At 63.9% G+C, this 13533-nt stretch carries 11 protein-coding genes; 7 read left to right on the forward strand and 4 right to left on the reverse strand.

Going from position 1 to position 13533, the window contains the following annotated elements:
• Complete coding sequence (locus JQ567_RS19780) at window positions 1-888, reverse strand: LysR family transcriptional regulator (protein ID WP_212440370.1); 888 nt, start codon at window positions 886-888, stop codon at window positions 1-3.
• 150 nt (window positions 889-1038) lie between these two features.
• Here JQ567_RS19780 and JQ567_RS19785 point away from each other — a divergent pair, with 150 nt between their 5' ends.
• The 7 genes from JQ567_RS19785 (at window position 1039) to JQ567_RS19815 (ending at window position 9666) form a co-directional block, all read left to right on the forward strand.
• A complete protein-coding gene (locus tag JQ567_RS19785; RefSeq protein ID WP_212440371.1) occupies window positions 1039-2013 on the forward strand; it encodes a nitronate monooxygenase family protein in 975 nt (324 codons plus the stop codon).
• A gap of 76 nt (window positions 2014-2089) precedes the next feature.
• Window positions 2090-3247: an ABC transporter substrate-binding protein gene (locus JQ567_RS19790; RefSeq protein ID WP_249165573.1), complete on the forward strand. Its 1158-nt coding sequence runs from the start codon at window positions 2090-2092 to the stop codon at window positions 3245-3247.
• 12 nt (window positions 3248-3259) lie between these two features.
• The gene (locus tag JQ567_RS19795) at window positions 3260-4837 is read left to right on the forward strand and encodes an acyl-CoA synthetase (RefSeq protein WP_212440373.1); all 1578 of its coding nucleotides are present in this window, start codon (window positions 3260-3262) and stop codon (window positions 4835-4837) included.
• 73 nt (window positions 4838-4910) lie between these two features.
• A complete protein-coding gene (locus JQ567_RS19800; protein WP_212440374.1) occupies window positions 4911-5996 on the forward strand; it encodes a DUF2855 family protein in 1086 nt (361 codons plus the stop codon).
• Window positions 5997-6102: 106 nt separating this feature from the next.
• Window positions 6103-7884 (forward strand): NAD(P)/FAD-dependent oxidoreductase, encoded by a 1782-nt coding sequence (locus JQ567_RS19805; RefSeq protein ID WP_212440375.1) that lies wholly within the window; start codon window positions 6103-6105, stop codon window positions 7882-7884.
• A 28-nt stretch (window positions 7885-7912) separates the two neighbouring features.
• On the forward strand, window positions 7913-8881 hold the full coding sequence (locus JQ567_RS19810; protein WP_212440376.1) for a peptidyl-alpha-hydroxyglycine alpha-amidating lyase family protein: 969 nt from the start codon (window positions 7913-7915) through the stop codon (window positions 8879-8881).
• A gap of 227 nt (window positions 8882-9108) precedes the next feature.
• Window positions 9109-9666 (forward strand): HNH endonuclease, encoded by a 558-nt coding sequence (locus JQ567_RS19815; protein ID WP_212440377.1) that lies wholly within the window; start codon window positions 9109-9111, stop codon window positions 9664-9666.
• A 16-nt stretch (window positions 9667-9682) separates the two neighbouring features.
• On the opposite strand, the gene JQ567_RS19820 is transcribed toward JQ567_RS19815, so the two are convergent.
• The 3 genes from JQ567_RS19820 to JQ567_RS19830 form a co-directional block, all read right to left on the reverse strand.
• A complete protein-coding gene (locus JQ567_RS19820) occupies window positions 9683-10813 on the reverse strand; it encodes a hypothetical protein (RefSeq protein WP_212440378.1) in 1131 nt (376 codons plus the stop codon).
• Between the two features lie 263 nt (window positions 10814-11076).
• Window positions 11077-12645: a GMC family oxidoreductase gene (locus JQ567_RS19825; protein ID WP_212440379.1), complete on the reverse strand. Its 1569-nt coding sequence runs from the start codon at window positions 12643-12645 to the stop codon at window positions 11077-11079.
• 18 nt (window positions 12646-12663) lie between these two features.
• Window positions 12664-13533: a peptidyl-alpha-hydroxyglycine alpha-amidating lyase family protein gene (locus tag JQ567_RS19830; protein WP_212440380.1), complete on the reverse strand. Its 870-nt coding sequence runs from the start codon at window positions 13531-13533 to the stop codon at window positions 12664-12666.

The raw sequence follows: 13533 nt of genomic DNA on the forward strand, positions 1-13533 counted from the left end.
TCAGCCGCGCAGCCTGACCCGGTCCTCGCGCGCGCATGCCGTGACGAAGTCGATCACCGCGCGCACCGCGGGCAGTTCCACCAGATCCGGGTGCGCCAGCAGCCAGAGATCGGCCACGCTGACGAGCTTTTGCGGCGCGACCCGCACCAGATCGGGATCGCCGGCGGCGACGAAGCATGACAGCGCCGATATCCCGAGGCCGGCTTTCGCCGCGGCCAGCATGTCGCCCTGCGACGAACAGCGCAGCACCACCGACCCCTGCCGGGTGATGAGATCGCTCCAGCGCGCCAGCCGTTCGTTCGAGGCCCGGTCGGCAAAACCGATCACGCTGTGCCCCTTCCACTCGTCGCGCCGCTCGGGCAGCCGGCGCCCTGCCGCATAGGCACGCGAGGCGTAGAAGCCGGTGCCGAGCCGGCCGATCCTGCGGCCGATCAAATTCTCTTCGCCGCTATCCACCGGACGCAGCACGACATCAGCCTCGCGGCGCCGCACGCTGGCCGGAAACGGATAGGTGATGATCTCGATCTGGACGTGGTCATGCGCGCGCAGGAACGGACCCAGCCGCGGCATCAGCCAGTGCGAGGCAAAGGTCGCCCCGATCGAGAGCTTGACCACGCCTCGGGCGTCCGCACCGGTCGCCGACACTGCGGCCTCGGCGCGCAGCGCGGCCGCCGCCATGGCGTCGACATGCTCACGGAATTTGCGGCCCTGCGAGGTCAGCGACAGGCCTTCGTTGGAGCGCGCGAACAGGGGTATGCCGAGCTGGCCCTCCAGTTCGGCGATCTTGCGGCCGACCGTCGGATGGCTGGAACGGAGCTGGCGCGCCGCCGCGGCGAAGCTGCGGGTCTCGGCCACCGTGACAAAGGTCTTACACAGCTCCCAGTCCATCGGCGATCAGGCCCATATGTTCATTACTGAATGGTCAGCTGTTCAATATTGAACGTCGGAGACGACCCGTCCAGCCCTATAATGCAGCGCATAAGCAAGCCGGCTGGAGCGGAACCGTTCGCCGGCCTCGAAACCCAAAGGGAGGATTGAATGCCGTTGCCCCCGTCGCTTACCAATTCGCTTGAACTGCCGGTGGTCGGCTCGCCGCTGTTCATCGTGTCCGGGCCGGAGCTCGTGATCGCCCAGTGCAAGGCCGGCATCGTTGGATCGTTTCCGGCGTTGAACGCGCGGCCGGTCGAAAAACTCGACGAATGGCTTGATCGAATCAAGAATGAACTCGGTGAGTACAAGGCGCTGCACCCCGGCAAGAAGGTCGCGCCCTACGCGGTTAACCAGATCTGCCACGCCTCCAACGACCGGCTGATGAAAGACATGGAGACCTGCGTCAAGCACCAGGTTCCGATCATCATCACCTCGCTGCGGCCGCCGCTGGAGATCGTCGAAGCCGCGCATTCCTATGGCGGCGTCGTGTTCCACGACGTGATCAACGTCAAGCATGCGCGCAAGGCCGCCGAACAGGGCGTCGATGGGCTCATTCTGGTTTGCGCCGGCGCCGGCGGGCATGCCGGTACGCTGTCGCCGTTCGCGCTGCTGCGCGAGGTCAAGCAATGGTTCAAGGGCACCATCCTGCTGTCGGGCGCGATCTCCGACGGCTGGAGCATTGCCTCCGCACTCGCGCTCGGCGCCGACCTTGCCTACATGGGCACCCGCTTCATCGCCACCGAAGAGGCCAATGCCGACCTCGCCTACAAGAAGGCGCTGACCGAGCACGCCGCCCATGACATCGTCTATTCGAACCTGTTCACCGGCGTGCACGGCAATTATCTCGGCCCGTCGATCGTGGCCGCGGGCCTCGATCCCGACAATCTGCCGGTCGCCGACAAGACCAAGATGAATTTCGGCTCCGGCGGCAACACCAAGTCCAAGGCGTGGCGCGACATCTGGGGCTCGGGCCAGGGCATCGGCCAGATCAATGATGCGCCGCCGGTCGCCGAACTCGTCGCGCGCCTGAAAGCCGAATTCGACGATGCCGGCAGCGACTTTCTCAGGCGGGCGCGCGCTTAGGCGGCGCGCGCTCGGCTTCGACAATAATCAAAACAGAGGGATGGGAACGATGAGCGTATCACGCACTGCATTGAGCATGGTGTTCGCATTGTTGGCGACCGCAGCCGTCGCCGCCGACGACAAGGGCGAAATCCGTATCGGCCAGACGCTGCCCTATAGCGGGCCGGTATCCGGGTTCGGCATCATCGGCCGGGCGCAGGAGGCCTATTTCGAGAAGGTCAACGCGGACGGCGGCATCAATGGCCGCAAGGTCAAGTTCATCACCCTCGACGACGCCTACTCGCCGCCCAAGACCGTGGAGCAGACCCGAAAGCTGGTCGAGCAGGAAGAAGTGCTGGTCATGTTCGGCTCGCTGGGCACCGCGACCAACAACGCCGTGCATCGCTACCTCAACAGCAAGAAAGTGCCGCAGCTGTTCGTGCTGAGCGGCGCCACCAAATGGGCCGACCCGAAGCATTACCCATGGACCATGCCGGGCATGGCGACCTATCAGTCCGAGGGCGTCGTCTATGCCAAATACATATTGCAGGCCAAGCCGGATGCGAAGATCGCCATCCTGGCGCAAAACGACGATTTCGGCCGCGACTATGTCGCCGGCTTCAAGCGCGCGCTGGGAGACAAGGCCGCGACCATGATCGTCTCCGAGGCGAGCTATGAGACCAGCGCGCCGACCATCAGCTCGCAGCTCGCGACGCTGAAAGCCTCCGGCGCCAACGTGATGTTCGGCGTCGTGCTCGGCAAGTTCACCTCGCAGATGATCAAGGGCGTCGCCGAACTGAACTGGAAGCCAGACCTGTTCTTTGTGCCGACATCGGCGTCATCGATCTCGTTCCTGGAGCCCGGCGGACTGGACAACGCGGTCGGGCTAATTTCGTCGAGCAACCAGAAGGACACGATGGACGCGCAATGGGCCAATGACGCCGGCGTGAAGGAGTATTTCGCGTTCATGAAACAGTATTTGCCCAATGCCGACCTCAACAATTCGAACTACGCGGCGGGCTACCATTATGCCAACCTGATGACGAAGGTGCTGGCGGCGTGCAAGGACGATTTCAGCCGCGAGAACGTCATGCGCCAGGCGGCTTCGCTGCGCCAGGTTTCGCTGCCGCTGCTGTTGCCTGATATAACGGTGTCGACCGATGCCGAGGATTATCTGCCGTTCCAGCAATTGCGGCTGCGGCGCTTCGACGGCAAGAGCTGGGTCGGTTTCGGCGAAATTCTGGACGACCGATAAGGAGCACGCAACGTGATCATCGGCGGCGAACGTTCCATCAGCTACCCCCAGATCCACGGCCGCATCGCACGCGCGGCGACGGGATTTCAGAGCCTCAGCCTTGGCGGCGGCACGCCGGTCGCCATGATGCTGCGCAATGATTTTGCGCTGTTCGAAGTTTCCGGCGCTGCCGCCGCGCTTGGCAGCCCGGTGGTGCCGATCAACTGGCACCTGAAGGCCGAAGAGGTCGCCTATATCCTGGCCGACAGCGGCGCCGAGATTTTGGTCTGCCACGCGGACCTGCTGCCGCAAATCAGGGACGGGCTACCAGCCCATATCAGATTGTTGATCGTGACCACCCCGCCGGAAATCGCCGCCGCGTTCAATGTTCCACCCGCGCTGACGCAAATCCCTGATGGCATGACCGACTGGGACGCCTGGCGCGACACCCATCCGCCATTGCCCGAGCCGCCGATCGGCAGCGCGCCGATGTTCTATACGTCAGGCACCACGGGCCTGCCCAAGGGCGTGCGGCGCAAGCCGATGAAGCCGGAACAGCAAGCGGCCTCGGCGCGCGTCGGCACCATCGCCTACGGCATCAAGGCCGATGACGATCAGGTCGTCCTGATGAACGGCCCGATGTACCATTCGGCGCCAAGCTCCTACGGCATGCTGGCGTTTCGCAGCGGCTGCACGATCGTGCTCGAACCGCGCTTCGACCCCGAGGACATGCTGCAACTGATCGCGCGCCATCGCGTCACCCACATGCATATGGTGCCGACCATGTTCGTGCGGCTGCTGCGGCTGCCGGACGAGGTGAAGCAGCGCTACGATCTGTCGTCGCTGCGCTTCGTGGTCCATGGCGCCGCGCCCTGCCCGCCGCAGGTCAAACGCGCCATGATCGAATGGTGGGGGCCGGTCATCAACGAATATTTCGGCTCGACCGAAACCGGAATCCCGGTGTGGCACTCGGCCGAGGAAGCGCTGGCCAAGCCCGGCACCGTCGGCCGCGCCATCGAAGGCGGCGTCGTCAAGATCTTCCGGCCCGACGGCGAAATGTGCGGCGTCAACGAGCCCGGCGAAATTTTCATGCGGCAAATGTCGGTGCCGGATTTCGACTATCATGGCAAGGCCGAGGCACGCACCGAGGCCGGGCGTGATGGTTTGGTCAGCGTCGGCGACGTCGGTTATCTCGACGAGGACGGCTATCTGTTCCTGTGCGATCGCAAACGCGACATGGTGATCTCAGGCGGCGTCAACATCTATCCCGCCGAAATCGAGAACGCGCTGATCGGCATGGACGGCGTGCGCGACTGCGCGGTGTTCGGCATTCCCGACGACGAATTCGGCGAACGATTGTTCGCCTGCATCGAGCCTGACACCAATGCCGCGCTATCGCCGGCGGCGGTGCAGGAATTCCTGCGCACCCGCCTCGCCAACTTCAAGGTGCCAAAGGACATCCAGTTCATGGACGCAATGCCGCGCGAAGCCACCGGCAAGATCTTCAAGCGCAAGCTCAGGGATCTCCACGCCGAGGGGCGTTTACGCGCGATCGCGGCACAGGAAGCAAACAGCGTTTCAAACGAACAGCGTTTTAAACGTCCTTGTTGAACATACTTGCTGTTGCAAAAGGGCCGTCAGAGAGCGCAAAGATCGCGGCATGTCACGAACAAGGATCGGACACATGCACGCCACTGATTTTATCGTCGCCCGCCATGATCTGCAGCAATACAAAGTGATCGAGACAGAGCTACCCGACGCGGGCACATTGCCGGGTGAGGCGTTGCTGGTCAAAGTTGTCAGTTTCGCCTTCACCGCCAACAACATCACCTACGCCGTGCTTGGCGACCAGTTCAATTACTGGCAGCTGTTTCCTGCGCCAAAGGGTTTCGGCAATATTCCGGTGTGGGGATTCGGCGACGTGATCGCGTCGAAGCATCCTGATATTGCCGAGGGCGAACGCCTGTTCGGCTATTTCCCGATGGCGACGCACGTGGTGATCGAAGCGGCTGACGTTAGCAAGCACGGCCTGCGCGATGCCGCCGCGCATCGACAAGTCGCTGCGCCGGTCTACAACGCCTATGCCCGCGTCAGCGGCGATCCCTCCTTCGCCGGACGTCGGGGCGATTTTCAGGCGCTGCTGCGACCGCTGTTCATGCTGTCCTTTCTGGTAGATGATTTCCTCGCCGAGAATGATTTCTTCGGCGCGCAGAGCGTGATGCTCTCCTCGGCCTCCAGCAAGACCGCGTTCGGGCTTGCGCATCTGCTGCACACAAGGCGCAACGGAATCAAGGTGATCGGGCTGACCTCGGCTCCGAACGTGGCATTCGTCAAATCGCTCGGCTGCTACGACGAGGTCGTGACCTATGACGCCGTGACATCGTTGCCACCGGATTCACCTGTCGCGTTGGTCGACATGGCGGGGAACAGCGAATTGCGCGCGACGCTGCATAATCATTTCGGCGACCAGATGAAATATTCCGGACGCATCGGACTTACCCATCGCAGTTCGTCGCCCGACGAGCCGGAATTGCCCGGCGCCAAGCCAACCTGGTACTCCGCGCCCGTCCAGATTCGCAAACGCGCCAAGGAATGGGGCTCGGGCGGCGTCGGCACGCGGTTTGGCGCGGCATGGTCGGGTTTTGCGCCGATGCTGGACGGGTGGCTCACCGTGACCGAAGGCCGCGGACCGGCGGCGGTTCGACAGGTCTATCTCGACACCCTCAACGGCCGTGTGCCGCCGGACCAGGGGCATATCCTCGCTCTTTAGCGAATGTCCGCTATCTCCTCACGCCCTTCCTGCGGTCTCCCGAATGGGTATAGGCTCGCGGGAACAGGGAAAACGCCGCATAGACGGCCGGTGACGAGAAACGCGCATGCTCGACAAGACGGACGATATTTCGGTAGCCGCCGACAACTGGCTGGCGCAGTTCGAAGAGGCGCTGGCGAAATCCGATAGCGGCCTGCTGAAGACGCTGTTTCATGCCGACAGCCATTGGCGCGACGTGCTGGCGTTGAGCTGGAACATCCAGACCGTCAACGGCGCGGACGCGATCCTGAAAGAGCTCGCGCTGCACGCGCCGGCCGCCGGCCCGAGCGGCTTTGCGGTCGATCCCAACCGCGCCGCCCCGCGCAAGGTGATGCGCGCCGGCACCAACGCGATCGAGGCGATCTTCAAATTCGAGACCAAGGTCGGGCGCGGCAGCGGCATCATCCGGCTGATTCCGGATGCCGGCAATGTCCTGAGGGCGTGGACGCTGCTGACCGAACTCGGCGAGCTCAAGGGCTTTGAAGAGCAGATCGGCGTCGCGCGGCCGCGCGGCAGCGCCTATTCGCGTGATTTCCGCGGCCCCAACTGGCTCGATCTGCGCAAGGCTTCCGCCGGCTATGCCGAACACGATCCGACCGTGCTGGTGATCGGCGGCGGACAATCCGGCCTCTCGATCGCGGCGCGGCTGAAGCAATTGAATGTCGATACGCTGATCGTCGATCGCGAGAAGCGCATCGGCGACAATTGGCGCAAGCGCTACCACGCGCTGACGCTGCACAACCAGGTGCAGGTCAACCACCTGCCCTACATGTACTTCCCGCCGAACTGGCCGACTTACATCCCGAAGGACAAGCTCGCCAACTGGTTCGAGGCCTATGTCGAAGCCATGGAGTTGAACTTCTGGACCGAGACCGAGTTCGAGGGCGGCAGCTACGACGAGACGGCGCAACGCTGGAGCGTGACGCTGCGCCGCGCCGACGGCAGCACGCGCACGATGCATCCGCGCCATGTCGTGCTGGCGACCGGCGTCAGCGGCATTCCGAGCCGGCCCGAGATTGCCGGCTTGAAAGATTTTCGCGGCACTGTGATGCATTCCAGCCAGTACGACGACGGCGAGAACTGGAAGGGCAAGCGCGCGATCGTGATCGGCACCGGCAACAGCGGCCACGACATCGCGCAGGATCTGCATTCAAGCGGCGCCGAGGTAACGCTGTTTCAGCGCTCATCGACGCTGGTCGTGAGCATCGAGCCCTCGGCGCAGCTGGTGTACGCGCCCTATAATGAGGGCACGCTCGAGGACAACGACCTGATCGCGACCTCGATGCCGCTGAAGGTGGCGCGGAGGAGCCACGCGCTGACGACGGAGAAATCCAAGGAACTCGACAAGGAGCTGCTGGAGGGACTGGACCGCGCGGGCTTCAAGCTCGATTTCGGCGAGGATAACACCGGCTGGCAGTTCAAATACCTCACCCGCGGCGGCGGTTATTATTTCAACGTCGGCTGCTCCGATTTGATCGTCAAAGGCGATATCGCTCTGAAGCAATTCGCCGATGTCGAAGGCTTTGTCGCCGATGGCGCGGAGATGAAGGACGGCGAGACCATCGCCGCCGATCTCGTCGTGCTGGCGACCGGCTACAAGCGGCAGGAAGAGCTGGTGCGGCTTCTGTTCGGCGAAGCCGTCATGAACCGCGTCGGCACCATCTGGGGCTTTGGCGACGGCCAGGAACTGCGCAACATGTACACTCGCACCGGCCAGCCTGGCCTGTGGTTCATCGCCGGCGGCCTCGCGCAATGCCGCATCGGATCGAAACATCTGGCGCTGCAGATCAAGGCGATCGAGGAAGGGCTATTGCCGCGGGGCGCGAAGCCAGCGGCGGCCGTCGCGTGAATCAAGCTAACATCATGGGGGACTAAGCATGCCGTCCATTCTGGGCTCAGGCGAACACCGTTACCGCGTGGTGGAGAACTGGGCGAAGCTGCCCGATGGCTGGAATCTCTCCGACGTCGCTTCCGTCGCGGTCGACAGCCGCGACCGCATCTACGTCTTCAACCGCGGCGCCCATCCGATGGTGGTGCTGGACCGCGAGGGGAATTTCCTCAGGAGTTGGGGCGAAGGTCTGTTCAACCGCGCCCATGGGCTGCACATCGACGCCGACGACAATCTCTATTGCACCGATGACGGCGACCACACCGTGCGCAAGTGCTCGGTCGACGGCAAGGTGCTGCTGACGATCGGCATCCCGAACCGGCCAAAGCCGTATATGAGCGGCGAGCCGTTCCACCGCTGCACCCATACTGCGCTGTCGCCGAAGGGCGAGATTTACGTCTCGGACGGTTACGGCAACGCCTGCGTCCATAAATACACGCCCGACGGCAAGCTGCTGAAGAGCTGGGGTGAGCCGGGCTCCGATCCCGGCCAGTTCAACATCGTCCACAACATCGCAACCGATGTGGACGGCTTCGTTTACGTCGCCGACCGCGAAAACCACCGCGTGCAGGTGTTCGACGGCAACGGCAAATACGAGACCCAGTGGAACAATTTGCACCGGCCCTGTGCGCTGCATTGCTGCGGCGGCAAGCAGCCGCATTTCATCGTCGGCGAACTCGGCCCCGGCATGCCCGTCAACCTCAAGGTACCGAATCTCGGGCCGCGGCTCTCCATCGTCGACGCCAAGGGCCAGCGGATCGCCCGGCTCGGCGGCGAGGACGGCCCGGGGATCGAGACCGGCAAATTCCTCGCACCCCACGGCCTGGCGCTGGATTCCAGAGGCGACATCTATGTCGGCGAAGTCGGCGTCACCAACTGGAAAACCAGCTTTCCGGACACGCCGATGCCATCAGAGGTCGGCGTCGGCCGCTGTCTGCAGAAGCTGGAGAAGGTTTAGGAGCGGCCGCGCGGCTCGGGGGTTGGCACGCCCGATCACGATGGATTGACCGCGGATGCCCGCCCCTGGAGGTGCCTCGGAGGTGCCTTGGAGGCCGGGAACCGTGGCGATTCGTGGGCGGCATATGCTGGATAAGGCCCGGAACGCTCTTCACAATCCCGTCACGCTGCCTGTAGTATGCAGGGCGCATGCTGCTTCGCAGCTAACATGGGAGTCAGGAGCGTTTCTTGAACGCACACGTCTCGCAAGGCGGTTGGCCGGTACTCGTGCTGAACGCGGATTTCCGGCCGCTGAGTTACTACCCGCTGTCTCTCTGGTCGTGGCAGGACGCGATCAAGGCGGTGTTCCTCGACCGCGTCAACATCGTCGAGCATTACGACCGCGCGGTGCACAGCCCGAGCTTCGAGATCCAGCTGCCGAGCGTGGTGTCGCTGAAATCCTTCGTCAAGCCGACCACGCATCCCGCTTTCACCCGGTTCAACGTCTTCCTGCGCGACCGGTTCTGCTGCCAATATTGCCTGGCGCATGACGACCTCACCTTCGATCACATCATCCCGCGCAGCAAGGGCGGCCAGACCACCTGGGACAACGTCGTCGCGGCCTGTTCGCCGTGCAATCTGCGCAAGGGCAATCTGACGCCGCAGCAGGCGCGGATGTTCCCGCGCCAACACCCGTTCGCACCGACCGTGCACCAACTGCACCGCAACGGCCGCCTGTTCCCGCCGAACTATCTGCACGATAGCTGGCTGGATTATTTGTATTGGGATACCGAGCTCGATCCATAGGCTCGCGCGGTTTATTTCACAACGCTTCAAGCGCACTGCGCGATGGTGCCATCGGCAGCCATTCCGGGATACGGCGCTTCGCGATCCAATATGGTCGCCAGAGCGATTGCCAAGCGGCGCGGTCGAGCGGCGCCGTGCCCCAGTCACGCCACCCCATGTCGACCTGCGACAGATCATGCATGTGCAGCCACTGGCGCGCCGCCCACCACAGCTCACGCGGCACCTCTGCGTTCCCAGCGGCTTTGAGCTCGACGATATTCGGCAGCGGATCGCGATAACGCGAAGCAACGCGCAGCGTGGCAACGCGCTCCCCGTCGCGCCGAACGCTCCAGAGCCGCGAGCGATTATGCGCCAGGTTGTAGCCATAGGTGTGCAGGCAATTCCGCATGGCGTCCGCTTCTTCGGCGATAGCGACGATGGTGTCCAAGGGCAGGAAATCATAACCGGCCACGCGACCGGTCCGGAGCCACATGTCGCTGATCGGCAGGCGACCGAGATTCACCTGCAATGCGATGAGCATTCGCCAGTCGTCTGCAGCCGCAAGGGCCGGACCGATGCGCATGTCCGGCGTCCACGGCTTGCCGATCAGCCCGTGCCCGTACGTTGCCGGCTGGCTGGAAAACCATGACCAGAGACTCATCAGCCGCAATCGGGCCGGATTCACACGCCGCTGCTCGCGGACAAGCTCGCGCGCGATCCACACCGCCGCCGCCTCATGCGCGAGATCGGCAACATCAGCCACGACCTGCAGCCAAGTTGGGGCGAGCTTGGGCGAGCGCGGAAAATGGTTCGCGATCTGCCGGCGAAACAGCTCGCCGTCAGGCAGTCTCCCGATCGGACGCGTGAGCGCCTCCGGCGGCACCTTTCGCAGCCACATCGGCACATCGGCCGCCACCGCCGCCTCAGCTAGACCGAGGCCATCGACGACATGCGCGAGCGCCGGCGCGGGATCGAGCCCGGGCCGCGGGACGGCCAGCGCGAAGAGAAGCGCGGGAAAGCTCGCAGCAAGGTCCGCAATGCGCGAGTGCCGCATTGCCAGAACACGCACCTCTCCCTGGAACCGGGGATGATATCTCCGGAGCCGACGTTCAAGCAGGTCGGAGCGCGCGGCCTCCCGGCGAAGGGCCAGCAACAGATTCGAGGTCATGACAACAATTCCGCAGCGCGGACTCAGAGGTCCGCAGCCAAGATTCGATCGCGTTGAGGATTTGGATATTTCACCCGGGGTTTGAATCCCGGGACGCGCGTCAAATATCGCGTATCGAACCCGGGAAGCGCGCAGACGTAAACATGGTCGCCTCCATCGATGGCGTTGCGGAGCCGTCCCAATAGCCAGTTTTCTGCCGATGCGCAACCCGGGAATGCATCCTGCCGGCAGTTCACCTGACGCCCGGCTTGCGTTGGTCTTCCTCACCTCTGAGCTTTCAACCTGTCCGCCATCCGCTCGGCGATCGCCACCGTCGTCAGGTGGGTATTGGCGCGCGGGACTTCCGGCATGATGGAGGCGTCGATGACGCGCAGGCCGGTGCATCCGATCACCCGGCATTCCGGATCGACCACGGCGCGCGGGTCGTCGGCTGCGCCCATGCGGCAGGTGCCGCTGGCGTGCTGGGCGTCGCTGCACTCAGTGAACAGCCAGTCGTCCAGCTCGGCGTCGCTGAGCGCCTCGTCCATCGAGCGTCCGGTCGCGCCGTACTCAACGCGGTGGGCGATGTCGGTGATGGCGGGCTGCAGACAAATCTCGCGCAGGCGGCGCACGCCGTCGCGCATACGAATGAGATCGCTGCGATCGGACAGCATGCGCTCCTCCACCGCCGGATCGATGGTCGGATCTGTCGTGGTGATGCGGACGTGGCCCTGGCTGAACGCCTGATAGACCGACACCGCGATGCGGCCGCGCGCGGTGCTGGCCGTCTGATTGACGTCTCGGGCAAGGTTGCCCGCTATCATGATCATGTCGTTCTCCCCGGCGCCTTCGAGGCCGGAGCTGTAGCGCAGGCAGCAATTGGTGTGCCGGTGCATCAGCGTATTGACCTGGCCGTGCTCGCGCAGATGCAGCAGCGCATCCATGATCGGATGGTCGAGCAGGTTTTCGCCGACCGGCAGGTCGGCCAGAACAGGGATGCCCAAGCCTTCCAGCAATGCCGCAGGACCGATGCCGGAGCGCTGCAGAATGGCGGGCGAGTGAATGGCACCGGCGCACACGATCACCTCATGCTTCGCGGTGGGTGCATATGATTTGCCGCCGATTCGGACCCGGACCGCGCGGGCGTGCAGTCTATTACCTTCGAATTCGATTCCTTCGACCAGGGCATCGCCGACGATCTGCAAATTCGCACGGCCGCGCGCCGGCTCCAGATACCCGTCATTGGTGGAGACGCGGCGTCCGGCCTCGCTGTTGATGGCGTAGGGCGAGACACCGGTTCCGGTCGGCGCGTTGTGGTCGTCGCACCAGCCATAGCCGAGGCCGAGCGCGGACTGGCGCAGCGCCCGGTCCACGTTTCCCCAATCCGGCACCGGCGCGCGATACACCGGGATCGGGCCGCGATCGCCGTGGTAGGCCGCGTCCGGAAAATTCTTGTCGGTCTCCAGCTTGCAGAACCAGGGCAGCATCGCGTCCCAGCCCCATCCCTCACAGCCGCTGGCTTCCCAGCGGTCGAGATCGTCAGGCATCGCGCGGATGGCGATCTGGCCGTTGATCGTGGAACTGCCGCCCATGGCGCGCCCCCGCCACAGCAGGCGCGGCGCCTGCCGCTCGGTTCGCTTTGCCAGCAAGTTGGGCCAGCGGAAATTATCATCGCCGATGGCGCGCATCGGATTCGGGATCTGGATGTGCTCCGGCGTGTCGGCGGTGCGAAAATCCTGCCCGGCCTCGAGCAGCAGCACGCGATGGGCGGGGTCCTCGCTGAGGCGCGCGGCCAGCGTGGCGCCGGCAGAGCCGCCGCCGATGATGATCGTGTCGTACTCCTGGTCAATCATGCGCGGTCACCGGCAAAGTCATTCCCTGACATATTTCTGGATGCGCCAGTTCAGCGTGTCGGCGACGAAGACCTCATCGCGCGGGCTCACCGCGATGTAATGGGCTTCACCATACTTGCCGCGCGTTTTGCCCTGCCCTGCGCCTGATATCATCCCCACCACCTTGCCGCTCAAATCGAGCTTCATGATCTGGCCGGTGTGACCGGCTGCCAGCCAGATGTGCTGGTCGTCGCCCATGAACAGCCCACAGGGCGCGCCGGGATGCTGCGAGCAGCGGATGTAATTGCCGTCGGCGTCGAACACCTGGATGCGTTCGTTCTTGCGGTCGGCGATGTAGAGCAGCCCTTGCGCGTCGAACACAAGGGAGTGCGGCAGATCGAATTCGCCCGGCCCCTTGCCGTTGCCGCCCCAGGTCGTGATGAAATTGCCGTCAGGATCGAACTTGATCACGCACGACGTGCCCCTGCCGTGACCCTGCAGCACGTAGATGTCGCCGGTCGGACCGACCACCGCCTCGTTCGGTTCGTGGAACAGCCGCAGATGCCCGAACGGATGCCACTCGCCGGTGTGGCCCTTGACGCCGAGCACCATTTCCAGCCGACCGGACGGATTGAACTTGTAGACCAGGTTCGCGGCAACGTCGGTCGCCCAGATATTATCCTGCGCGTCGATCCGCAGGCCGTGCGAGCGTTCGAACATGCCCTCGCCGAACCCGCGGATGAAATGGCCGTCGGGGTCGAATTCCATCAGCGGCATCAGCCCGCGATGAATAACGAAGATGTTGCCTTTGGAATTGAAGGCAACGCCCGACGTGCCGCGGAAATTCATGCCTGGCGGCAGCTTGAACGATTCGGCAACCGCCACATAGGGAAGTGGTGGGAATTCCAT

Origin of the sequence: Bradyrhizobium sp. AUGA SZCCT0431, from assembly GCF_018131065.1 — a bacterium.
Taxonomy (GTDB): domain Bacteria; phylum Pseudomonadota; class Alphaproteobacteria; order Rhizobiales; family Xanthobacteraceae; genus Bradyrhizobium.

What these genes read in the sequence shown, in the direction of transcription:
- JQ567_RS19785 (WP_212440371.1), top strand. Translation starts at nt 1,039, where the DNA reads ATGCCGTTGCCCCCGTCGCTTACCAATTCGCTTGAACTGCCGGTGGTC.
- JQ567_RS19790 (WP_249165573.1), top strand. Translation starts at nt 2,090, where the DNA reads ATGGTGTTCGCATTGTTGGCGACCGCAGCCGTCGCCGCCGACGACAAG.
- JQ567_RS19830 (WP_212440380.1), bottom strand. Translation starts at nt 13,533, where the DNA reads ATGGAATTCCCACCACTTCCCTATGTGGCGGTTGCCGAATCGTTCAAG.
- JQ567_RS19805 (WP_212440375.1), top strand. Translation starts at nt 6,103, where the DNA reads ATGCTCGACAAGACGGACGATATTTCGGTAGCCGCCGACAACTGGCTG.
- JQ567_RS19810 (WP_212440376.1), top strand. Translation starts at nt 7,913, where the DNA reads ATGCCGTCCATTCTGGGCTCAGGCGAACACCGTTACCGCGTGGTGGAG.
- JQ567_RS19825 (WP_212440379.1), bottom strand. Translation starts at nt 12,645, where the DNA reads ATGATTGACCAGGAGTACGACACGATCATCATCGGCGGCGGCTCTGCC.
- JQ567_RS19800 (WP_212440374.1), top strand. Translation starts at nt 4,911, where the DNA reads ATGCACGCCACTGATTTTATCGTCGCCCGCCATGATCTGCAGCAATAC.
- JQ567_RS19820 (WP_212440378.1), bottom strand. Translation starts at nt 10,813, where the DNA reads ATGACCTCGAATCTGTTGCTGGCCCTTCGCCGGGAGGCCGCGCGCTCC.
- JQ567_RS19780 (WP_212440370.1), bottom strand. Translation starts at nt 888, where the DNA reads ATGGACTGGGAGCTGTGTAAGACCTTTGTCACGGTGGCCGAGACCCGC.